This window comes from Bacteroides sp. QWL-09 (assembly GCF_058683585.1).
The window spans coordinates 2,845,871-2,871,377 of record NZ_CM178748.1 but is presented as its reverse complement, the minus strand read 5'-3'; the positions used below and the strand labels follow the sequence as shown (position 1 = coordinate 2,871,377).

General features: G+C 43.1%; 16 protein-coding genes. All 16 read left to right on the top strand.

Annotation, left to right across the window (positions count from 1 at the left end; all coding sequences use genetic code 11):
* The first annotated feature begins 97 nt into the window (after window positions 1–97).
* Complete coding sequence (locus AC4PG5_RS11375) at window positions 98–1,105, top strand: aspartate-semialdehyde dehydrogenase (protein ID WP_492029002.1); 1,008 nt, start codon at window positions 98–100, stop codon at window positions 1,103–1,105.
* Between the two features lie 127 nt (window positions 1,106–1,232).
* Window positions 1,233–2,090: a hypothetical protein gene (locus tag AC4PG5_RS11370; RefSeq protein ID WP_492029001.1), complete on the top strand. Its 858-nt coding sequence runs from the start codon at window positions 1,233–1,235 to the stop codon at window positions 2,088–2,090.
* A gap of 561 nt (window positions 2,091–2,651) precedes the next feature.
* Window positions 2,652–5,987, top strand: coding sequence for a SusC/RagA family TonB-linked outer membrane protein (locus AC4PG5_RS11365; RefSeq protein ID WP_492029000.1), 3,336 nt, complete (start codon window positions 2,652–2,654; stop codon window positions 5,985–5,987).
* A 25-nt stretch (window positions 5,988–6,012) separates the two neighbouring features.
* Complete coding sequence (locus AC4PG5_RS11360) at window positions 6,013–7,695, top strand: RagB/SusD family nutrient uptake outer membrane protein (RefSeq protein WP_492028999.1); 1,683 nt, start codon at window positions 6,013–6,015, stop codon at window positions 7,693–7,695.
* An 89-nt stretch (window positions 7,696–7,784) separates the two neighbouring features.
* Complete coding sequence (locus AC4PG5_RS11355) at window positions 7,785–10,850, top strand: golvesin C-terminal-like domain-containing protein (RefSeq protein ID WP_492028998.1); 3,066 nt, start codon at window positions 7,785–7,787, stop codon at window positions 10,848–10,850.
* 6 nt (window positions 10,851–10,856) lie between these two features.
* Entirely contained in the window at window positions 10,857–12,728 is a 1,872-nt protein-coding gene (locus AC4PG5_RS11350; RefSeq protein WP_492028997.1) for an outer membrane protein assembly factor BamB family protein, read from the top strand.
* 12 nt (window positions 12,729–12,740) lie between these two features.
* On the top strand, window positions 12,741–14,198 hold the full coding sequence (locus AC4PG5_RS11345) for a glycosyltransferase family 2 protein (protein ID WP_492028996.1): 1,458 nt from the start codon (window positions 12,741–12,743) through the stop codon (window positions 14,196–14,198).
* The gene (locus AC4PG5_RS11340; RefSeq protein ID WP_492028995.1) at window positions 14,162–15,154 is read left to right on the top strand and encodes a DUF4922 domain-containing protein; all 993 of its coding nucleotides are present in this window, start codon (window positions 14,162–14,164) and stop codon (window positions 15,152–15,154) included. Before AC4PG5_RS11345 ends, AC4PG5_RS11340 begins: the two co-directional genes overlap by 37 nt.
* Window positions 15,151–16,467, top strand: a complete 1,317-nt coding sequence (locus AC4PG5_RS11335; RefSeq protein WP_492028994.1) for a SpoIID/LytB domain-containing protein — start codon at window positions 15,151–15,153, stop codon at window positions 16,465–16,467. Before AC4PG5_RS11340 ends, AC4PG5_RS11335 begins: the two co-directional genes overlap by 4 nt.
* Window positions 16,468–16,485: 18 nt before the next feature.
* Window positions 16,486–17,781, top strand: coding sequence for an MFS transporter (locus AC4PG5_RS11330; protein ID WP_492028993.1), 1,296 nt, complete (start codon window positions 16,486–16,488; stop codon window positions 17,779–17,781).
* Window positions 17,782–17,816: 35 nt separating this feature from the next.
* A complete protein-coding gene (locus tag AC4PG5_RS11325; RefSeq protein WP_492028992.1) occupies window positions 17,817–19,079 on the top strand; it encodes an exo-beta-N-acetylmuramidase NamZ family protein in 1,263 nt (420 codons plus the stop codon).
* 9 nt (window positions 19,080–19,088) lie between these two features.
* Window positions 19,089–21,929, top strand: coding sequence for an FAD-binding and (Fe-S)-binding domain-containing protein (locus AC4PG5_RS11320; RefSeq protein WP_492028991.1), 2,841 nt, complete (start codon window positions 19,089–19,091; stop codon window positions 21,927–21,929).
* 2 nt (window positions 21,930–21,931) lie between these two features.
* The gene (locus AC4PG5_RS11315; RefSeq protein ID WP_492028990.1) at window positions 21,932–23,095 is read left to right on the top strand and encodes an acyltransferase family protein; all 1,164 of its coding nucleotides are present in this window, start codon (window positions 21,932–21,934) and stop codon (window positions 23,093–23,095) included.
* Window positions 23,092–23,934 (top strand): ATPase, encoded by an 843-nt coding sequence (locus AC4PG5_RS11310; protein ID WP_492028989.1) that lies wholly within the window; start codon window positions 23,092–23,094, stop codon window positions 23,932–23,934. The genes AC4PG5_RS11315 and AC4PG5_RS11310 overlap by 4 nt, the downstream gene beginning before the upstream one ends.
* Before the next feature lie 15 nt (window positions 23,935–23,949).
* Window positions 23,950–24,783: an N-acetylmuramic acid 6-phosphate etherase gene (gene murQ, locus AC4PG5_RS11305; protein WP_492028988.1), complete on the top strand. Its 834-nt coding sequence runs from the start codon at window positions 23,950–23,952 to the stop codon at window positions 24,781–24,783.
* A 3-nt stretch (window positions 24,784–24,786) separates the two neighbouring features.
* Window positions 24,787–25,494, top strand: a complete 708-nt coding sequence (locus AC4PG5_RS11300) for a GDSL-type esterase/lipase family protein (RefSeq protein ID WP_492028987.1) — start codon at window positions 24,787–24,789, stop codon at window positions 25,492–25,494.
* The last annotated feature ends 13 nt before the right edge of the window (window positions 25,495–25,507 follow it).

The following is a 25,507-nucleotide window of genomic DNA, read 5'->3' as shown; positions in this document are numbered from 1 at the left end:
ATATTTCAAAATGTTATAAATTTGCAACCGTCTCTTTACTATATAGATAAAAAAAAGAAGATACATTAATAATCACAATTAAATTTAAGGAAAAAAGATGAAAGTAGCTATTGTTGGCGTAAGCGGAGCTGTGGGACAAGAATTCCTACGTGTGCTCGATGAGAGAAACTTCCCTGTGGACGAGTTAGTTTTATTCGGTTCTAAACGTAGTGCCGGATCAGCATATACTTTCCGAGGTAAACAGATTGAGGTCAAACTCTTACAACACAACGATGATTTCAAAGGAGTCGACATAGCTTTCACTTCAGCCGGAGCGGGCACTTCAAAGGAATTTGAGCAAACCATCACTAAACATGGTGCAGTAATGATTGACAACTCGAGTGCTTTCCGTATGGACTCAGACGTTCCGTTAGTTGTGCCCGAAGTTAATCCGGAAGATGCTTTGGCCCGCCCACGTGGTATCATTGCCAACCCAAACTGTACAACTATTCAAATGGTTGTGGCCCTAAAAGCGATTGAAAATTTATCGCATATTAAAACTGTACATGTGTCGACTTACCAAGCGGCTAGTGGCGCCGGTGCAGCAGCAATGGATGAACTTTACGAACAATATCGTCAAGTCTTAGCCAATGAGCCGGTCACAGTAGAAAAGTTCGCCTACCAATTGGCCTTTAACCTCATTCCACAAGTTGATGTCTTCACCGAAAACGGCTACACCAAAGAAGAAATGAAAATGTATAACGAAACACGTAAAATTATGCACTCCGACGTTAAGGTTAGCGCAACCTGCGTACGTGTTCCAGCTTTACGTGCTCATTCAGAAAGTATCTGGGTAGAGACTGAACGCCCTATATCTATCGAAGAAGCTCGCACAGCATTTTCAGAAGGTGAAGGATTAATTCTTCAAGACGATATGGAGAAAAAAGAATATCCAATGCCATTATTCCTTGCCGGAAAAGATCCGGTATACGTTGGACGTATTCGCAAGGATTTAGCTAATGAGAATGGATTAACATTCTGGACTGTTAGCGATCAAATTAAAAAGGGTGCTGCGCTGAACGCCGTACAAATTGCCGAATACCTCATTAAGGTAAAAAATATCTAAACACACACTTCTCATTAGGGCGTTCTCTGCATCTATTAATGCAGAGCGTCCTAATTTTTTTATTCCACAAAAGCTCTTATTTAGAAAAAAGAGTCCTATATTTGTAGTCCAATCAAAATACTTTGATATGAAACTGATAGCAGAAAGCGGTTCTACGCGAACAGAATGGGCTTTAATAGAAGGCAATCACCTCATTGAACATGTATTTACCGAAGGTATTAATCCATTTTTTCAGAACCGTCGGGAAATCAGTCGGAGTGTCCGCTTAGGACTCCCCAAGGAATTCTTTCGTCCCAAGCTAGAGGTGGTCTACTATTATGGAGCTGGATGTAGTTCGGACGAGAAAAAGAACATTCTTGCCGCTTCGTTTGTAGCTCAATTCAAGACTCCAATCAAAGTAGAGAGTGATTTATTAGGAGCCGCTCGCGGACTTTTCAAAGACGAAGCCGGTATCGCCTGCATTTTAGGTACAGGCTCCAACTCTTGTTTCTATGACGGAAAAGAAATAATAAAAAACGTCAAAGCGGCAGGATACATATTGGGAGATGAGGGTAGTGGTGCCGTACTAGGAAAACTTTTCTTAGCCGATTTGCTAAAAGGATTCGTTCCTAAAGAATTAGAAACTGAATTCATTGAAACATTCCGTATTACCCCTAATGAAGTCATGGATTCCGTATATAATCGCCCATTTCCTAATCGCTTTCTTGGAACTATTGCTTATTTCTTAGCTGATTATCTAGACAACGATTATGCCCGTAATCTATTGGAAAACAACCTTCGTCAGTTCTTTACACGCAACATCTGCCAGTATGATTACAAGAACTACCCTATTCGTTTTGTTGGTTCTTTAGCTTATACCTACGCTGATGTATTGAGAGAGGTGGCACAAGAGTTTGGTGTTCAAACCGACCTAATCACAGAAACCCCAATGAAAGGATTAATCGATTTTCACTCCGCAAACTTAAATTTGGACACACTTCGTTAGAAACTAACCAGACTATTCGAAATCAGTCAACCATTTTTCTATAATCAGCACTATGATATAATTTTTCATCACAGTGCATTTTTTTGTGAAAATTTTATTGAATATAAAGTCTTTTAATTCTGACACATCTTTCACATTTTGAGAACATCTAACATCATTTCAACTTATTTCTCTCTTTTTCATAGCCTCTAACAACATAAAAACAGAACAAAATATTCAAAATATATGTTTTCAAATCTAAAAATACGCAAACAATAGTCGTAAATAATTAAACTATAACTATATTTGTATGCTAGAAAAGAAAAACGAAGTCGTTGTTCCTTTTGTTAACAGTTAGTTTATATCTCTTGAGACATATTATAATATATAATGCAGCTTATCAAACTATTATAAAAAATACAGAGATCACTAAACAAAAAAAACAATAAAAGAAAAAAGCCTATGAAAAACCCTTATTAGCCTTATTAAATAAGGATAAAAGCATTTTCTTCCCAACTCTTATCCTTATCATCTATTTCTTTAAAGTTAACCAATACATTAATTTATAATCAATCTTTTATTATGAACGGGAAACAAGAAAAACGAAGAGCTGTAAACAGCAAAGTATTCTTTGCCGCAGCACTATCCTCCCTATTCATTATAGGTAATACCTACGCAGTAACCTATTCGGCTACTCATTCGGACCTATATGAAGTCAATGACCAACATCAGTCACAAGCTATCAGCGGAAGCGTGACAGATGTCAATGGTGAACCCATTATCGGTGCTAGTGTCATAGAAAAAGGCACGACCAATGGTATCATTACGGATCTCGATGGAAAATTCAAACTCAATGCAAAACAAGGGGCTACCCTCGTTGTATCATTCGTCGGTTATCAAACTCTAGAGGTTAAAGCTGCCAAAGGAATGCACATTATCCTTAAGGAAGATGCTAAAGTTCTCGACGAAGTAGTTGTTGTAGGATACGGCACACAGAAAAAGGCCAATCTTACCGGTGCAGTCAGTACAGTAGATGTGGGAAAGACTCTGGAGTCAAGACCACAGTCAGATGTATCAAAAGCACTACAAGGCGTAGTCCCCGGCCTAACAATTCTCAACAGCAGTGGTGAGCTTAATGCAAAACCTATAATTTCAATTCGTGGAACAGGAACGCTAAGCAACGATGCAACAACAAATCCACTTATTGTCGTTGATGGTGTTCCAATGGATGACATTTCTTTTCTCAACACTCAAGATATTGAAAATATTTCTGTATTAAAAGACGCTGCATCAAGTTCCATTTATGGAACCCGCGCTGCTTTTGGCGTTATCTTAATTACTACAAAAGCGGCAAAAAAAATAGATAGAATCACGATCAATTACAATAATAACTTTGCATGGGATACTCCAAGTATATTACCTAACTATCCTGATGTCGGCACGCAAGCTCGCGCATTACGCACTGCAAATATGCGCGCAGGTCTAGCAAATGAATTATTTGGCATGTATATGAATGATGATTTTATAAAAAAGGCCGAAGATTGGAAAAAACGCCATGGAGGCAAAAGTGGTTATCGAGAAATGATACCAGGTGATGATTTTGATTTGGCAGCTGACGGCAGTGCATTATATTATGCCGATTGGGATGTAGTTGGCATTATGTTCCGTGATTGGAAACCATCACAAAGCCACAACCTCTCAATACAAGGCACAAGTGGAAAAACATCTTATTTCTTATCATTTGGGCACAATCACGACGAAGGAGTCATGACTTTCAACCCTGATAAACAAAATAAATATAACGCCACAATGAATATCACCTCCGACATCACAGATTGGCTACAAATCGGAGGACGATTTAATTACAGTAATAAGGTTTATACAGAGCCTAACGCACGTAGAAATACGTATACTTATATGTGGCGCTGGGGAAGTTTTTTTGGCCCATACGGAACCTACCAAGGAGTGGATATGAAAAATGATATCGCCTATAGAAAACAAGCTGGAGATGACAGAACTGATGATACTTACACAAGAATAGGAGCTTTTCTAAAAGCGAAAATCGCCAAAGGGTTAACACTGAATGCCGATTACACTTACAACATTAGGAACTCTCAAGAAAAAATCGCAGGATTACCTGTAACTTCTTGGAATTCATGGGGTGGAAAGCTAACAACTCCTTCCACTTTCAACACAGGTTCTTCAACTTATGTTAAAGAAGAATCTATTCGCGATCATTCCTATGCTCTGAATGTCTATGCAAACTATGAACTCAATCTACTCAAAAAACATAACTTTAACTTTATGTTAGGAGGCAACTCTGAAGAAGGAGAATACAACTCTCATTGGGGAAATAGAACGAACTTACTAGATAACACATTGCCAGAATTCAATTTAGCAACGGGAACTCAAACCGTAGGTGGAGAACATTCTAAATGGGGAACAGCTGGCTTTTTCGGACGTATAAACTATGACTATAAAGGCATCTGGTTACTAGAATTAAACGGCCGATATGATGGTTCCTCTAGTTTTCCGGCAAATGACCGCTGGGCTTTCTTTCCTTCTGGATCAATGGGATACCGCATGAGTGAAGAAGCCTACTTCGCTCCGATTAAACCTATCATAAATAATTTGAAACTTCGCGGTTCTTACGGAGAAATTGGTAATGAAACTATTGGAAAATACAAATTCATTTCAACAATAAATAATGTAACAGCCTCTAACACTTATTGGCTAGACAATGCAGGTAACAAAGTCATGGCTTACGATATTCCAACCCTTGTACCACAAACTCTAACATGGGAACGCATCCAGACCTTGGATTTAGGATTTGATTTAGGTGTACTAGACAATGAGCTAAATATTTCTTTTGATTGGTATCAACGCACCAATCGCGATATGCTTGCTCCAAGTAAGACGTTACCTCAAGTGTTGGGAACAACAGCACCATATGTGAACGCGGGTACATTACGTACACGCGGTTGGGAATTAACCATTAATTGGCAACACACATTTAAAAATGCCATGAACTTATATGCTAATGTTAGCATCGGTGATTTTAAAACAGTGATTACGAAATGGGATAATGATGCTAAATTACTGAATCAAAACTATTCAGGCAAAGTTTATGGAGATATCTGGGGATTTGAAACAGACCGGCTTTTTACTAAAGACGATTTCAATGCCGATGGTTCATATAAGGACGGTATCGCATCACAACAAGGACTAGAACAAGATAATTTCATCTATGGTCCTGGAGATGTAAAATTCAAAGATTTAGACAAGAGTGGCACAATTGATGGGGGCAAAGGAACAGCCAATGATCATGGTGACCTAAAGGTGATTGGTAATACAACACCTCGCTACCAATATAGCTTCCGCTTAGGAGGAAATTGGAAAGGATTTGACTTAGATTTGTTTTTCCAAGGAATAGGAAAGCGCAGTGCATGGACACAATCGGCTTTTGCTATGCCAATGATGCGCGGCGCAGATGCCATATATGCTAATCAAACCAACTATTGGACTGAAGAAAACCCGGATAATAATGCCGAATTTCCACGTCTATACCCTGGTAACGCTTCACAAGGTAAGATATCGGTATTAGACAGAGGCAACCATAACTTCTATCCACAGTCCAAATATTTGATCAACATGGCCTACCTCAGATTCAAAAATTTAACGATTGGATATACTTTACCTAAACATCTTACTCAAAAAGCTTATTTAGATAAAGTACGAGTTTATTTCAGTGCCAATAACATTTGTGAATTAATCAACAAGAGCAATGCCCCTATCGACCCAGAAGTCAATAGCAGCCAAGGCAGTACAACTTCATCAAACGACTTCGGGAATGGTACTTGGGGACGTATTGACCCAATGTATCGTACCATCTCATTCGGTATGCAGGTTACTTTCTAAATGTTATCCTTTAAAAAAATAAATTATGAAAAAAATAACATATATTTTAGGTTTAATGTCCATAGCAATGCTTTCAAGCTGTTTGGATAAAGACCCATTAGACCGTTTTACAAATGACAATTTTTGGAACAATGAGAACAATGTTTCCGGATATGCCAATACATTCTATAACGAATTTTTAGGTTACGGAAATAATGGTGGCACAGGCAATTTCTATTTTAAAAGTTTATCTGACGACCAAGCAGGAAGAGACTTCGATGATTGGAGTCAAAAAGGATTAACAACGTCTAATGCCACTTGGAGAAATGCATACAAAGAGATTCGTCGTGCAAACATCATGATTGAAAATATTAACAAAATGACTTCAATGGATGATGCCACTAAAAATCATTGGCTCGGTGTAGCCCGATTAATGCGCGGATGGGAATATTATCAGTTGGTAAGAATGTTTGGAAATGTTCCATACACAGATCGCTCATTGGATGTCAACGATGAAGGAATCCTATACGGACCGCGTAACAATCGAGATGAAATTATGAATCACGTATTAGATGATTTAAACTTTGCTTCATCAAACATCAAGGAAAGTTCATCAAGAACGACTTGGAGTAGAGCTTTAGCTAATGCTATGAAAGCAGAAGTGGGTTTATATGAAGGAACTTTCCGTAAATATCGCAAAGTCGAGGACGGACAACCAGCTCCTGATCTATCAGGTTCTAAAACCTTCTTAGAAGCTTGTAAAACGGCTTGTTCAGCTGTCATGAGTGGAAATTTCTCACTAAACTCTTCATATCAAGGCAACTATAACTCGACAGACTTGAGCGGAAATAAAGAGATGATCTTCTATAAAGCCTACAAACAAAGTGTATTAACCCATTCACTCATTTCATATACTTGTAGTTCTACACAAATAAGTGGAATGACCAAAGACGCTTTTAACGCTTATCTTTTCAAAGATGGTAAACCAATGGCATTAACAGTCGAGAATAATACGGATGTTCCTGAATTAGAAAACAATAAACTTTCTATCAACAAACTACTCGAAGTCCGAGATAAACGTTTATCTCAAACAATAGATCCGATATTAATGTATGAAGGTAAAGGTTATCCTAGGTTTGCAGGTGACATGGAGATGATTTCATCAACAGGCTATGGTGTGTGTAAATACGACAACAGCTCGATTCCAACACAATACAGAAATCAAACGGTATCCAATTATACTCATGCTCCACTATTTTGGTTATCTGTTATTTATTTAAATTATGCAGAAGCTTGTGTTGAGTTAGGTACTATCACTCAAAACGATTTAGATCAATCCATCAATTTATTAAAAGACCGTGCAGAACTCCCACATCTTCAAGTGAATGTTGGTTTTAATGATCCGGCAAATAACCATGGCGTAAGTAGCTTAATTTGGGAAATTAGACGAGAACGTCGCTGTGAACTAATGTTTGATAACTGGACACGTTATTGGGATTTAATTCGCTGGCATCAACTCGACAAATTAGATTCATCTAAATATCCTAGTATTTTACTTGGAGGCAATGTAACTACAGATCCTAACTGTATAGCTGCTAAGAAAGGGAATTATTTAGATGGCAGCAAAGGGAAACAACGCGAATTTGATAATAAATATTACCTATACCCAATCCCTTCTGGGGAAATCGATCTTAACCCACAGTTAAAACCCAACAATTTCGGTTGGTAAAAACAACAAGATTACTAAAGGAAGGATCGCTTTTTAAGGCGATTCTTCCTTATCTTTCGAAAAACATCCAACAAGTATAAAATAAAACCATGAAAAGTAATAGACCCCTCTATCTGTTCAAAATATTTTTATTTAGCATATGCTTGTTCTTTCCCATAGGAATAACAGCACAGCAAATATCTTCAACCACTATTAAGGAAATCTCTCTTTTTCTTAACTCCATAACTCAGCAAGCCGTTTCTTGTGGAGAAGTTAAAGTTGACTCAACTGCTGTTTCTGTTAAAAACAAAACGATTGCAATTTTCACCAATATCAATTTCTCTTACGTCCCTTTTAGAGAAGAAAGCGTGGAAGAAGTTTATCAGCAAATAAGACAACTGCTTCCCACTAGCTATAAAATGTATAAACTCACGATATATACGGACAATCGTCCTATAGAAGAGCTTATACCATTGGCTTTCAAGCAAAAAAAAGACAAACACATCAAGACGTTTCGAAACAAAGTAGAGCATCCTCTGATCACACGATTTTCAGAACCATATCAAGCTCTCAAGGGACTTCAAAACCGTCATATTGCGCTATGGCAAAGTCACGGTTATTACTATGAAGCCAAACTTGCTCGCTGGGAGTGGCAACGCGCCCGTATCTTTCAAACGGTCGAAGACCTCTACACTCAAAGTTATGTTTTACCTTTCCTTGTGCCAATGCTCGAAAATGCAGGGGCTAATGTGCTCCTTCCGCGAGAAAGAGATACCCAAACACAAGAGATCATTATAGACAATGACACACCTACAAAGGAAGAGTCACTTTATAAAGAAATAAACGGTTTAGAATCGTGGACACTAGGAACAGGAACCGGATTTGCCCATTTGAAAACAACATACAAAGACTTTGAAAACCCGTTCAGAGAAGGAACATATCGACAAGCGACAACGATCAAAAAAGGAAAAGAGAGCCTGATTGAATGGCAAGGTAGTCTTCCTGCAGCTGGTCGTTACGCGGTCTATGTGGCTTACAAAACCGTAAAAAACAGTACAGACGACGCTCTATATAGCGTCTGTCATAAAGGTGGAACCTCTCAATTTAAAGTCAACCAACGTATGGGAGGTGGCACTTGGATTTATTTGGGACATTTCGACTTTAATGCCGGCCTAGAAGCTTGTAAAGTTACGCTATCCAATCGATCTAAACATGCCGGGAAAGTCATCACTGCCGATGCCATCAAAATAGGGGGAGGATATGGCAATATTGCACGACGGGTATCCCCTGAAGGATATACAGAAAATGTGAAAAGCTCCGATCAGCATCGTACGGTCGAAACTCAAACACCTACCATTCTCTACCCTTACGAAACAAGTGGATATCCACGCTTTTGCGAAGCGGCTCGCTACTGGATGCAATGGGCCGGTATCCCTGATTCCGTCTATTCAGAAAGTAAAGGTAAAAATGACTACACAGATGACTATAAGTCTCGCGGCTATTGGGTCAATTATCTAGCAGGAGGTTCGTCTGCTAATCCCGAAACAGAAGGATTACATATTCCTATTGATCTGGCTTTTGCCTTTCATTCGGACGCCGGAACAACATATGGGGATACCATCATAGGAACATTAGGAATCTTTGAAACTCAATCGAACGACGGCTTATTTGCCAATAAGTCCTCTCGTTATGCTTCACGCGATTTAACCGACCTGATCCAATCGGCCATCGTCAATGACATCCGCGCCCTTCACGATCCTCAATGGACCCGCCGAGGGATGTGGAACCGCTCGTATTTTGAAGCTAGAGTGCCACGTGTACCGACCATGTTGTTGGAATTACTCTCTCATCAAAATTTTGCCGATATGCGTTATGGACTCGACCCGCGTTTCAGATTCACAGTGAGTCGTGCCATTTACAAAGGCATGTTAAAATTCATCGCATCACAATACCACACCTCCTATGTGGTGCAACCTTTGCCAGTAGACCACATGAGCATCCGTTTCACTGATCGCCAACAAATAGAGTTAACTTGGCAAGCCGTTATGGATGAACTAGAGCCTACCGCCAAACCCGAGCAATATATCGTATACAAGCGTATTGGAGACGGAACTTTCGATCAAGGTACGATCGTCAGTTCACCTATCTATCGCTGTGCCATTCCTGCCGATCAGGTCTGTAGCTTCAAAGTCTGTGCATTAAACAAAGGTGGTAAAAGTTTCCCCTCAGAAATACTATCCGTAGGCTATTCTTCAGAATCGAAAGGAACAGTACTTGTGATCAATGGTTTCGATCGGGTTTCAGCTCCGGCAGATTTTGTAGCTCATAAAGATACCCTAGCAGGATTTCTAGACGAGCTTGACCATGGAGTACCTTATTTAAATGACATCAGTTATATCGGATCGCAAAAAGAGTTCCGCCGTCAGATTCCTTGGATGGATGATGATGCCTCCGGTTTTGGAGACAGCTATGGTACACATGAAACCGAAGTCATCGCCGGAAACAGTTTTGATTATCCGGCCATACATGGTGCTGCGATACTAAAAGCCGGTTATTCATTTACCTCATCTAGCGATGAAGTGATCGAAAACCAAATGATCAAGCTTATCGATTACGCAACCGTCGATCTCATCTTAGGAAAAGAATGCCAAACGAAGATGGGGCCTGAAGGAATCAAACCATTATCTTTTAAGACCTTTAGTTCGTTAATGCAAAAGGCTATTACGGCCTATTGCGAAGCTGGCGGTCATCTCTTCATCTCAGGAGCCTATGTCGGCACCGATTTATGGGACAATCGTTGGGCTCAGCCTCAACAAGCAGATAAAGATTTTGCGACCCAAGTCTTAAAATACAAATGGCGTGTTGGTCAAGCAGCCCAAACGGGAAAAGTTAAGAGTGTGGTTTCACCGTTGATGCCTTACCGTGGAAATTACACTTATTACCATGAATTGAATCCCGAATCGTACCTTGTAGAATCACCAGACGCCATCGAGCCCACGGATCGTAACGCGTATACCATTTTCCGCTATAGCGAGAATAATTTAAGCGCAGGTATAGCTTACCAAGGTACGTACAAAACCTGCATATTAGGTTTCCCATTCGAAAGTATACGTACCCCGGAACAAAGAGCACAACTCATGGAAACTGTTTTAACCTTTTTCAATAACAAACCCTAAAAGAAGATGATAAAAAGACTATTCATACTCTTGATCTGCTTAGGTGGATTTCTTAATCTGTCGGCTCAAGGACAAGCCTTCCGGTTTGCACAGCTGACCGATTTACATATCAGTCCGAATAACTCCCAACCGGAAGAAGATTTAAGACGTTCTGTACAACAGATCAATACAACATCAGGGATCGACTTTGTATTGATCACCGGTGATATTACTGAAGAAGGTGATCGAATAAGCCTACAACGAACCAAATCAATTTTAGATCAATTAAGAATGCCATATTATATTGTGCCCGGCAATCACGAGACCAAATGGAGTGAATCGGGAGTTACTGATTTCAGCCAGATCTTTGGTTCAGAGCGGTTCAAGTTTGAGCACAACGGTTTCCTATTTTTAGGCTTCAACTCCGGACCGCTCATGCGAATGGCTTATGGACATGTTGTACCACAAGACATCAGTTGGTTAAAAAAGCAGATGAGTGATGCTCCGAAGAGTCAACCCATCATTCTAGTATCACATTATCCCATGACTGAAGGAGATGTAGACAATTGGTACGAAGTTACCGACGCCGTTCGTCCATTTAATATTCGCTTATTTATTGGTGGACATTATCACCGTAACCGTCTCTGTTCATACGATGGAATACCCGGGATATTAGGTCGTTCAAATCTCCGTGATAAAGATGGAATTGGAGGCTATAGTCTTTTTGACGTAACAGGCGACTCCATATTGGTTCACGAACAACGCATTAACGAGCCCATGAAGCGTTGGGCCGGACTATCCCTCCATCACCGCTATTATGAAGCCGACGGAAAAGCCCTGAAATATCCAGATTTCTCAATGAACAACCAATATCCTCATGTAAAAGCCCAATGGACGATACAAACCGGATCGGGTATTTACTCCTCCCCTGTTGTTTATAAAGGGACTGTCTTTGTTGGAGACGATAGTGGTATAGTAAGCTGTTATAACCTTAAAAACGGGCACAAAAAATGGAGTTATCAAACCGGTGCGCGTATTGTTGGCACTCCGGATGTCTCAAAAGACATTCTTGTTTTCGGCTCAGCCGATAAAACCATTTATGGGTTAAACGCTCTGAACGGTCAACTTCTTTGGAAAGTTCAAGCAGACGAAGCCGTCCTTGGTGCGGTAACGATCGACCATGGAACGGCTTACATCGGCGCAAGTGATCACTGCTTTAGAGCCATTGACATCCATTCCGGAAAAACACTTTGGACTTACAATCAAGTCAAAGGATACATTGAGACCAAACCATTAATAGCGGGTGATAAAGTCATATTTGGAGCATGGGACAACACACTCTACGCTTTAAACAAAATCAACGGAACAGAAAAGTGGAGATGGACAGGCGGATTAACTCGTATGCACTTCTCTCCGGCAGCAGTTTGGCCGGCTGCTTCACACCATCGGGTTTTTATTGCCGATCCACAACGAGCGCTGACAGCCATTGATCTCAATAACGGTCAAACCATCTGGCGTACGTTCCAATCCATGGTACGCGAATCGATCGGTTTATCAGAAGATGGCTCTAGGCTTTACGCCAAAACGATGAATGACAGCATTGTGTGTTATCGTACAAACACTAAGCAACCTCAACAAATTTGGGCTTCAAATGTAGGTTTTGGCTACGAGCATGCTCCTTCAATGCTCATTGAAAAAAATGGAATCATATTCGGTAGTACCAAAGAAGGCGTTATCTTTGCATTACAAAGCAAAACCGGAGATCTCCTATGGAAGCACAAGATCGGCAATTCACTAATTAACACAGTTTTGCCTATCAATAAGAACAACCTATTGATCACATCGACAAGTGGTGAGCTTGTCCTATTAACCTATAGTAAAACAAACAAAAAACAATAAAAATATAAGAACATGAAAAAGACCATTAGCTGCTTCATCCCTTTCACGGAAGCAACACAAGCGATACAAACGATCGAAGGATTGAAGAACCTTTCAAACATCAAACGACTGATACTGTTGGCTACCGATAAAAATGTAGCCCCACTAGAAGGATGCGACATCATGTATATCGACCAACTGTTTTCTAGCGCGACCTTAAAAGAAATTGCAGGACATTCGGATGCCGATTACACCCTATTTTACACCAAGCATACCACCCTAAACATGGGACTGTTTGCACTTGATCGTATGATTAGCATTGCTCAAGACAGTAGTGCCGGTATGGTCTATGCCGATCATTACCAAATCGCTAACAGCAAAAAAAGTTTAGCACCGGTCATCGATTATCAACAAGGTAGCTTACGTGACGATTTCAACTTCGGATCCGTCTTGTTGTTCAATGCAGAAGCTCTTAAAGAATCGGCTGCCCGTTTAAAAGCCTCTTATCAATTTGCCGGATGGTACGATTTACGTTTGAAACTATCACAACGTTATCCATTAGTACATATTAACGAATATCTCTACACTGAGATAGAGAATGATACCCGCCAAAGCGGGGAAAAAATCTTTGATTATGTAGATCCCAAAAACCGATCGGTACAAATCGAGATGGAGCAAGCGTGTACAGAACATTTAAAAGAAATCGGTGCTTATTTAAAACCCGAATTCGAGCCCATTTCCTTTGATGCCGAGACCTTTGAATATGAAGCTTCTGTCATCATCCCGGTACGTAACCGTATTCGCACCATTCGAGATGCTATACGCTCAGTGCTCGTACAAAAGACAAACTTCAAATTTAACCTCATCGTTATTGACAACCATTCAACCGACGGTACAACGGAAGCCATTAAAGAGTTTAGCGACGATAGTCGACTTATTCATCTTATCCCAGAACGCGAAGACTTAGGTATTGGGGGATGTTGGAATTTAGGGGTACATCATGAGAAATGTGGTAAGTTTGCCGTACAACTCGACAGTGATGATGTTTATAGCAAAGAAGAGACCCTACAAACCATGGTTAATGCTTTTTATGAGCAGAATTGCGCCATGGTAGTCGGTACTTATATGATGACCGATTTCAACATGAACATGATAGCTCCGGGTATCATCGACCACAAAGAATGGACGCCCGAAAACGGGCGAAACAATGCCCTACGTATCAACGGATTAGGTGCACCACGTGCCTTCTACACCCCTGTACTTCGGGAAGTCAACGTCCCTAATACGAGCTACGGCGAAGATTATGCGTTAGGATTACGTTTCTCTCGCCGGTACCAAATCGGACGGGTATATGAGGTGGTGTACAACTGTCGCCGTTGGGATGATAATTCAGATGCATCACTTGACATTGTGAAGATGAACGGACATAATCTTTATAAAGACCGTATCCGCACATGGGAACTTCAAGCGAGATTAAAACCAAACCGCTAGTTTGTAAGATCATGACGACAGAACAAATAAACGCTCTATTCCTAAAGCAACTAGCTCTTTGGGATCTAGCCAAAAAAAACTATAAAGCCTTAGAAACTGTACAAGAAAAGCAATTCACCATCAATGGCAATTGCTATAAGGTACAATTTAATCCGGCACGTATCGTTTCATCGGCGGCTAAAGTCGATGCAAAGTCGATCCAAGAACGCAAATGCTTCTTGTGTCGGCAGAACTTGCCATTGGAACAGATCGGCTTACCTTTTGAGGCCAACTATCAAATTTTAGTCAACCCATTTCCTATTTTTCCAAGACACTTGACTGTTCCGGATCAACAACATACCGATCAACGCATCGCAGGACGTTTTAAGGATATGTTAAGTTTAGCTGAAGCCGCAACTGATTATATTATCTTTTATAATGGTCCCCGCTGTGGAGCCTCCGCCCCTGACCATATGCATTTCCAAGCAGGTAATAAGGGGTTTCTTCCACTAGAGAACGACTGGAAAAAGCAAAAAGCAGAGAAGATAGGGCAGGGTACAGAGTCCACATTATGGGCACTAAACGATGAACCACGCAACACCTTAGTCATCGAGTCGACGAATAAGGATGAGGCAACAAAACTTTTCGACAAGATTTACCAGGTTCTAGAAGCTAACTCACGGAATCATGCAGAAGAAGAACCGATGATGAATCTGATCACTTGGAAAGAAGGCAAACGATTTGTTACCTGCCTCTTTCCACGCGTGCTCCATCGTCCGAGTTGTTATCATGCCGAAGGAGATCAAAATATATTGATTAGCCCAGCTTCAGTCGATATGGGTGGAGTCTTTATTACCCCTCTAGAAAAAGACTTTAAAAAAATCACAGCAGAAGACCTCACCAACATCCTCAAAGAAGTTTGCCTGCAGTCGGACGATTTTGCAACCCTAAAAACACAACTAAAAGCACAATTATGAAAGAACCTCAAGTACAAGTAGGCATCGTTTCAGGCGATCAACAAGAGTTTGTATTATCGGGTATCTATACGGCCGGAAGTAAAAAGACAACCGGTCGACATCTAGTTACTTTTTCGGAAGGCAAACTCATTTGGGAAGGAAACACCTATCAAGAACTCCTTTTTGAGCCCACAACAGAGGATCTTTGTTCGTTTGAACTGATCGATGTTACCATTGGCATCAATTTTCATTGGGAGCGTAAGGAGAATCAACGTTTTCCGGGAATCTTAAAGCTACTTGCGACTCAAGACCACTTAATCGCGATCAATATTCTTCCAATAGAAGACTACTTAACTAGCGTGATCTCTTCAGAAATGAGCGCTACGGCTTCACTCGAACTATTGAAAGCACATGCCGTCATTTCAAGGAGTTGGCTACTTGCCCAGATTCAGAAAAACCAAACACTCTCTGCTTCAAAAGTCGATTACAAGGCCTCATCAACTACAGAAGATGAATATATTCGTTGGTACGACCGTGAAGACCACACCTTATTCGATGTGTGTGCCGACGACCACTGCCAACGTTACCAAGGAATCACCCGGGCTTCCACTCCTATAGTTAGAGAAGCCATCGAACAAACACGAGGAGAAGTACTAACCTACAATCGTCTCATCTGTGATGCCCGATTCTCGAAGTGTTGTGGTGGAGCTTTTGAGGAATTTCAATATTGCTGGGAAGACGCTGAACATCCTTACTTGCGCAAACAGAGAGACAGTAAGCAACACACGGAATTACCCGATTTATCTCTTGAGAGTAACGCCGAAGCATGGATTCGCACCTCTCCAGATGCCTTTTGCAACACCATCGATAAGCGCATCTTAGCACAGGTTCTCAACAACTACGATCAAGAGACTACAGATTTCTACCGTTGGAAGATAAGCTACTCGCAAGAAGAACTCTCTCAACTCATTAAAGAGCGTTCAGGGGTCGACTACGGACAAATCATCGATCTCATCCCGATTGCGCGAGGGACTTCCGGAAGACTTTGGAAACTCAAGATTGTAGGGACCAAGCAAAGCCGTACTATCGGTAAAGAGTTGGAGATTCGCCGAACCTTATCGACCTCCCATCTCTATAGTTCAGCTTTCGTCATCGATAAAGAAGGTATAACTTCCGAAGGTTTTCCTGAACGATTCACGCTTATCGGCGCAGGTTGGGGCCATGGTGTCGGCCTTTGCCAGATCGGCGCCGCAGTGATGGGGGAACAAGGATACGATTATCGCACCATCTTACTCCATTACTACATTGATGCTTTAATCGATAAACTCTACTAATATAACTATAATACAACCATGAAAACAAAAAAGATATCTCCGTGGGCCTGGATTCCATCGCTCTATTTCGCACAAGGATTACCCTATGTAGCCGTCATGACGATCTCGGTGATTATGTACAAAAATCTAGGAATATCGAATACAGACATTGCACTTTACACCTCTTGGCTCTATCTACCTTGGGTCATCAAACCCTTTTGGAGTCCATTTATTGACCTACTCAAAACAAAACGCTGGTGGGTAGTCACCATGCAGCTCTTGGTGGGAGCAGGTTTGGCCGGAATAGCTTTCACCATTCCAATGTCCACCTTCTTTCAAACCACACTAGCTATATTCTGGCTAGTCGCTTTTAGTTCTGCAACACATGACATTGCTGCGGACGGTTTTTATATGCTAGCCCTCAACGTCAAAGATCAAGCCCTCTATGTGGGTATCCGAAGCACCTTCTATCGCATCGCGACCATTGCCGGACAAGGTCTATTGGTGATGTTGGCCGGTGGGCTGGAATACTGGACGGGAAGTATTAAAATGGCTTGGAGTATCACCTTCTTTATCTTAGCAGGACTATTCCTAGCCTTTTGCCTCTATCACAAATTCATATTGCCGACTCCGACATCGGACAAAGCCGTAACAGAAGAGAGCCATAATGCCCAAACCATATTTAAAGCTTTCATAAACACCTTCAAAACATTCTTTAAGAAGAAGCAAGCCGGAGTCGCCATTCTATTTATGTTATTCTATCGGTTCCCGGAAGCTCAACTCGTCAAGTTAATCAATCCGTTCTTATTAGATCCGATTGAAAAAGGAGGATTAGGATTAACCACCGCAGAAGTCGGACTCGTTTATGGAACCATTGGCATTATCGGATTAACCTTAGGCGGAATTGTTGGTGGACTCTGTGCAGCCAAAGGCGGTTTGCAAAAATGGCTATGGCCTATGGCTTGGAGTTTATCCCTCACTTGCTTAACCTTTGTATACCTAGGTTATTTCCAACCACAGAACTTCGTGATCATTAACATTTGCGTCTTTATCGAGCAATTTGGTTATGGATTCGGATTTACAGCCTATATGCTTTATCTCATTTATTATTCGGATGGAGAACATAAGACGGCGCACTATGCTATCTGTACAGCCTTTATGGCACTTGGCATGATGCTACCCGGAATGGCTGCCGGATGGTTACAAGAGCAGATCGGTTACGAAAACTTCTTCATTTGGGTGATGATTTGTTGCGCCGTGACCATAGCAGTCTGTGCCTTTATCAAGATTGACCCCGAATATGGTAAAGAGACCGCTAAAGAAGACGTACAATAACTAACGATTCGAAACAGTAAACAAAACACACGATCATGAAAAAAATAACTCTTAATATCACCAATAGGCTAACTTTATGTTTGCTTAGCCTATGTTGCTTTTGGAGTGTATCACTGAACGCTCAACAGATTAAAATAAAGACCGGCATTGAGATGCTGAAGAAGCAACAATTCAAATGTCTAGAAGGTAAACGGGTGGGATTGATTACCAATCCCACAGGAGTAGATGATCATCTCCAATCGACGATCGACATTCTACATGCCGCACCTAATGTCAATCTCGTAGCCCTTTTTGGGCCAGAACACGGTGTGCGTGGCGATGTACATGCAGGTGATCATGTCACCGACAATAAAGATGCGACAACCGGATTACCCGTTTACTCCCTTTACGGCAAAACGAGAAAAGCCACACCCGATATGCTGAAAGATATCGACGTATTGGTGTATGACATTCAAGACATTGGTTGTCGCTCGTTTACCTACATCAGCACCATGGGACTAGCCATGCAAGCGGCCGCCGAGAACAATAAGGAATTTATCGTTCTCGATCGTCCTAACCCACTGGGAGGACTCAAAGTGGAAGGTAACCTGACAGAAGACGACTGCATCTCGTTTGTGAGTCAATTCAAGATTCCTTATGTCTATGGTCTAACCTGTGGAGAGTTGGCCTTACTGCTCAACAACGAACAAATGCTTGGCAAGCCGTGTAACCTGACAGTAGTCAAGATGAAAGGTTGGAAGCGAAAGATGGACTATGTCTCCACCGGTCTACAATGGATTCCCTCTTCACCTCACATTCCACATGCACATTCCGCCTTCTTCTATCCGGTATCCGGCATATTAGGCGAATTAGGATACGTATCGATTGGGGTCGGCTACACGATTCCTTTTCAAATGTTTGCGACTTCTTGGATGAAAGCCGACGAACTCGCTCAACGCCTCAACAACTTACACGTTCCCGGAATAATCTTCCGCCCCATTCATCTACGTCCATTTTACTCCGTAGGTAAAGGCGAAGAACTACAAGGCGTGCAAGTCCACATTACCGACTTTAAGAAAGCCCCATTGAGTGAAATTCAGTTTTTGGTGATGCAAGAAGCAGCCATCCTTTATCCCGAACATGCAGTATTCGATCATGCCGACAGTAAGCGGTTCCGAATGTTCGATCAGGTTTCCGGTTCAAAGCAAATACGAGAACGATTCAGTCGCCGCCATCGTTGGGACGACATCAAGCCCTATTGGAATAAAGATGTAGACGCTTTTAAGAAGCTATCTAAAAAATACTACCTTTATAAATAAAACCAAAAGATGCTCAACTCTACTTATAAAGCTTTTCTAGAAGACATCGACCGCTTCATTCCCCAAGAACGAATCTATACAGACGATTTGAACTGTCTAGCTTGGGGAACAGATGCCGGGTTCTACAGACTTATCCCAAAGATTGTAGTCCAGTCTGATCATGAGCAAGAAGTATCGAAACTACTCCAAAGCGCATCAAAACACAAGCTACCGGTCACCTTCCGTGCAGCAGGCACTAGTCTGTCGGGACAAGCCATCAGCGATTCCATACTCGTCATCGCCGGAAAACATTGGGAGAACTACTCCCTTTCCGCCGATCGACAAACGATCACCCTACAACCGGGAATAACCGGTCAGCGGGTGAACGACCTATTAGCTCCCTATGGCCGCAAATTCGCTCCAGACCCGGCTTCCGTGAAAAGTGCCATGGTCGGTGGCATTATCATGAACAACGCTTCAGGGATGAACTGTGGCACGCACGCCAACAGCGATCGGATGATTCTCTCAGCCCGCATCGTGTTTCCTAACGGTGTCATACTAGATACCGCGAGCAAAGAGAGTCGTGAGACCTTTCAGGCCACACAAGGTTTGTTCATCGAACAGTTAACCGACCTTCGTGATCGTATTCGCAAAAACAGAACGCTATGCGAAAGAATACACCATAAGTACGCCATCAAGAATGTCACCGGTCTGAACTTACTACCTTTTGTTTTATACGACGATCCATTCGATCTGATCACCCATCTCATGGTCGGTTCAGAAGGTACCTTAGCCTTTTTATCGGAGGTGACCATGAAAACCGAGCATGACTATCCCTGCAAAGCAAGTGCCATGCTCTATTTTAAAGAGATCAAAGAAGCTTGTCGCGCCGTAGTTGCCGTGAAAAAGCTGATCAGCGACAAAGGCGAACCGATCGTTAAAGGTGCCGAGCTGCTCGATCGCAAGTCACTGGCATCAGTCAACGACCCCACAGGAGAGGGACTAACCGCACTCCTTGTCGAGACCAAAGCCGATACAACCGTAGAGCTCCACAATCAGATTGCCCACTTAGAAGAAGTCTTGAAAGCCTTCGAAACCGCCACACCCATACGGTTCACCGATCGTCCGGAGGAATTTGCCACTTATTGGGCCATCCGGTCGGGCATCTTCCCTTCAGTAGGCGGAACTCGCCCGCTCGGGACCACCTGTCTGATTGAAGATGTAGCTTTTCACATCAACGACCTTCCCGAAGCGACAGCCGACCTACAAGAACTACTCATTAAAAACGGATATGAAGATGCTTGCATTTATGGACACGCGCTAGAAGGCAACTATCACTTCATCATCAACCAATCGTTTGCCACCTCGCAAGAAGTCGACCGTTACGAACGCCTCATGGACGAGGTCAAACATTTAGTGGTCGACAAATACGACGGTTCGCTAAAGGCCGAGCACGGCACAGGACGTAATATGGCTCCATTCGTAGCCTACGAGTGGGGAGAAGAAGCCTTTGCACTCATGAAAGAGGTCAAAACCTTATTCGACCCAAACGGCTTGCTTAACCCCGGTGTCATCTTTAATGACGACCCGACTTGCCACATCAAGCACTTCAAACCTCTTCCGCTGACCAACGATCACGTGGATCGGTGTATTGAATGCGGCTTCTGTGAGATCAACTGCCTCACTTGCGGGTTTACCCTCTCCTCCCGACAGCGTATCGTCGTGCAGCGTGAGATTGCCCGCTTAAGACAAACCGGTGAAGATCCCGAACGACAATTGCGTTTAGAAAAACAATACCATTATGCAGGTAACCAGACCTGTGCCGGAGATGGACTATGCGCCACTTCCTGCCCAATGCATATCAATACCGGAGAACTCACACACGATATCCGTCGTGCAAACCTACCGGAGCACTCCGTCGGCTATCAAATCGGCCGGTATGCTGCCCGTCACTTTTCGGGAGTTAAATCCATGATTCGGCCGGTACTGACCATAGCCGATACCACCCACAGTCTATTAGGCGCCTCAACCATGAGTCAGCTTTGCCAAGCTTTACACCATCGGCTAAGCCTCCCTCTATGGACGCCTGCGATGCCCAAAGCCTTCAAGCTGCATACCGACTCGAAGCAGTCAAACCAGGGCTCCCCATTGAAAGTCGTCTACTTCCCAAGTTGCATCAATCAGACCATGGGAATTGCTCGAAAATCACCGGTCGAACAAGCCCTAGCGAATAAGATGATTGCCTTATTGCATAAAGCCGGATACGACGTGATCTTCCCTGCAGAAATGGAAAAGCTCTGTTGTGGTACGATCTGGGAAAGTAAAGGCATGCCCGAAATGGCCGATGAAAAAGCAAAAGAGTTAGAAGCCGCCTTATGGGAAGCCAGTGTCCAAGGACAATACCCGGTGCTATGCGACCAAAGCCCTTGCTTATATCGTATGCGTGAAACCATCAAGCGAATGAAACTCTACGAACCGGTGGAATTTATCTACACCTTCCTACGCGAACGGTTAGACTTCAGCACAACCGACAAACGGGTGGCGATTCACACGACTTGCTCGATGCGCAAGATGGGATTAGAGCAACAACTCATTGCACTCTCACGTCTCTGTTCATCGAACGTCTTCATTCCCGAAGAAGTGGGATGCTGCGGCTTTGCCGGCGACAAAGGGTTCACTCATCCTGAGGTCAACCAATACGCCCTACGCAAGCTCCGCCCACAACTAGAGAAGAACCGTGTTAAGATAGGCTATTCCAACAGTCGCACTTGCGAAATTGGACTGACGACCAATGGAGGTATCCCCTACATCTCCATTGTCTATTTAGTCGACGAATGTACTACCCCGAAACAACAACCGAAAAACTCATAACCATGAATCAAACAACCAACAAACGCTTACTCGCCCTCGACATTCTACGAGGCATTACCATCGCCGGTATGATTATGGTCAACAACCCTGGCAGCTGGGGAGCCGTATACGCTCCCTTAGGACACGCTGAATGGATTGGACTCACACCAACCGACCTCGTATTCCCATTCTTTATGTTCATTATGGGCATATCGACCTACATCTCTCTGAGAAAATACGAATTCAAGTTCAGTCACGCTGCCGCCTTAAAGATCATCAAACGATCCATCATCATCTTCCTCATCGGATTAGGGATTGCTTGGTTCTCACTCTTCTGTCGGACGTGGAATAGCTTAGGAGAAGAACCCATCTCGTTCCTAGCCCGCTTGGGACAATCGGTTTGGACGTTCGATCACTTACGTATCCTTGGTGTAATGCAACGACTGGCCTTGTGCTACGGTGCCACTGCCCTTATTGCATTAACCGTTAAACACAAACACATTCCCTATCTCATCGCCCTCCTTTTAGGCGGATATTTCATTCTCCTAAAGTTAGGCAACGGCTTTGCATACGACACCAGCAACCTCTTGTCGATTGTCGACCATCAGATTCTTGGGGAAGCCCACATGTATAAAGACAATGGCATCGATCCGGAAGGACTGCTCAGCACCATCCCCTCTATCGCCCATGTCCTCATTGGCTTCTGTGTGGGTCGCTTACTCATGCAAGTCTCAAACATCAACGAAAAGATTGAGCGCCTATTCATCGTGGGCACCACCCTCACCTTTGCAGGTTTCCTTCTCAGCTATGGCTGCCCGATCAGTAAAAAGATCTGGTCGCCCACCTTTGCCATTGTAACCTGCGGTCTTGCCTCCAGCTTACTCGCTCTTCTGATCTGGTTGATCGACGTGAAAGGCTACAAGAAAGGGTGGACCTTCTTCGAATCGTTTGGTGTCAACCCCCTATTTATCTATGTGATGGGCGGAGTACTCTCCATCCTATTAGGGAACATCCTCATTCCTTATCAAAACGAGATGATCAGCCTTCATGGCTTCGCTTATAAAATCGTCCTACAACCTTTGTTAGGCGATTACCCGGGATCTTTAGCCTTTGCTCTACTCTTTGTCGGCTTAAATTGGAGCATCGGGTACCTATTATACAAGAAGAAAATTTATATTAAAATATGATACTTATAGCAGATAGTGGTTCTACTAAGACCGATTGGTGCATCGTAGAACATGGACAATTACTCCGTCGAGTAAACACCGGAGGTACCAACCCTTTCTTCCAAAGCGAAGAAGAGATTAAACACGAGATTGAGACGTCGCTCCTTCCTCATCTACCCAGCAAACGGTTTGAGGCCGTGCACTTCTATGGGGCCGGCTGTGCCTTTCCCGATAAGATAGAAAGTGTCCGCCGAGCCATTGCCGCGCATTTAGAAGTTGAACAGGAGATTGAAGTCAGCACCGACATGTTGGCTGCCGCCAGAGGACTCTGTGCTCACTCTCCAGGCATTGCCTGCATCATGGGTACAGGATCGAACTCTTGTTACTATGATGGCAAAGAGATCGTCCAGAACGTTTCACCGCTAGGTTTTATCTTGGGAGATGAAGGCAGTGGAGCCGTACTTGGCAAACTCTTCATTGGCAGCTTGCTCAAGAATCAGATGCCTGTAGGTTTGAAAGAAACTTTTTTGGAAAAGTACGACTTAACTCCGGCGGATATTATCGACAGGGTTTATCGGAAGCCGTTCCCTAATCGTTTCCTGGCCAGTCTCTCTCCCTTCTTAGTGGAACATCTACACATTCAGGAGATACATGATATGGTCTACCAAAGCTTTATCGATTTCTTCAAGCGCAACGTCATGCAATACGATTATTCGACATTCGACGTTCACTTTGTCGGATCAGTGGCCTACTATTATCAAGACATCTTGAAAGAAGCCGCTCGTGAAATCGGCATTCGTATCGGACAAATCGAAAAGAGTCCGATGCCCGGATTAATCCACTACCACGAAACCCTCTAACTCCAACCAACGAACATGGCATTTACTAAAATATCCGAACAATCATCGCTTTATAACGGTCTTGAGAAAAAGACCATACGCGAAATACTTGAAGAAATAAACGCCGAAGACCAAAAGGTGGCCTTAGCTGTACAGCAGACCATTCCGCAGGTTGAAAAGCTCGTATCACAAATCGTCTCTCGTGTTAAACAAGGGGGACGAATCTTTTATATGGGAGCAGGCACAAGCGGTCGATTAGGCGTTCTCGATGCGTCCGAGATTCCTCCAACCTTTGGGATGCCCAACACCGTGGTCATCGGCTTAATAGCCGGAGGCGACACCGCTTTACGTAATCCTGTAGAAAACGCCGAAGACGACACCACAAGAGGCTGGGAAGAACTCTTGGAACAAGGTATCCATTCAAACGATACTGTCATCGGCATTGCAGCCTCAGGTACCACCCCTTACGTCATAGGAGCGATGCACGCTGCTCGTGAGCATGGTATCCTGACCGGCTGCATTACAAGCAATCCCGACTCTCCAATGGCACAAGAAGCCGATGTTGCCATTGAAATGATTGTCGGTCCGGAATATGTGACCGGAAGTTCACGAATGAAATCGGGCACGGGACAGAAGATGATTCTAAACATGATCAGCACGTCGGTCATGATTCAGCTCGGTCGGGTGAAAGGCAACAAAATGGTCAACATGCAACTCAGTAACCAAAAGCTGGTCGACCGCGGGACGCGTATGATTATTGACGAACTTCACTTAGAATATGACCAGGCAAAAGCGCTTCTATTAACCCATGGATCGGTAAAGAAAGCTATTGAGGCTTATCGTATCGAGCAACAAGAATTAAATGCTTAGCCGATGAGCCCCTGCAGATTGATCATCAGCATTAGTGCGTTCTTCTTAGCTCTTTCGATCGACGGAAGAGCTCAAGAAAACGCACTAAAGAATCCGGTAAAGCCGACCGAGGAACCTCGAACAGCGCATTATTACGCTCGCCTAACGGATTTTGCAGCCGAAAAACCCATTAAGCGAAAAGAGACGGTGATGCTAGGCAATAGCCTAACCGAAAATGGTGCCGATTGGGGCAAGCGATTAGGGCGAAGGCATATCCGCAACCGAGGTATTATCGGCGATGATGTCTCGGGCATGATGTTTCGACTCGAAGAGATCCTTAAAGGACGCCCCAAAAGACTCATTCTAATGGCCGGAGTCAATGACTTATCGCATCAACTCTCGGTAGATAGCATTGTCACCTTGGTGACCCAGTTGGTCGACACCATTCATAAAAAGTCGCCACGCACCCGCATCTACCTGCAAAGTCTTCTCCCCATCAACGAAAGCTTCAAACGCTATAAACGATTGGAAGGGAAAACAGACATGATCCCAATGATTAATGAGCAATTAGAACAATTGGCTACCGAGCGCAAGCTCGTCTTCATCAATCTCTTTCCACACTTTACGGAAGAGGGAACAGCTATCCTTAGAAAGGAGCTGACCACCGATGGGCTGCACCTCACCGAAGAAGGGTATGCCATCTGGAGTAAACAACTCAAACGGCAGTTATAAATTAGACGTTCTT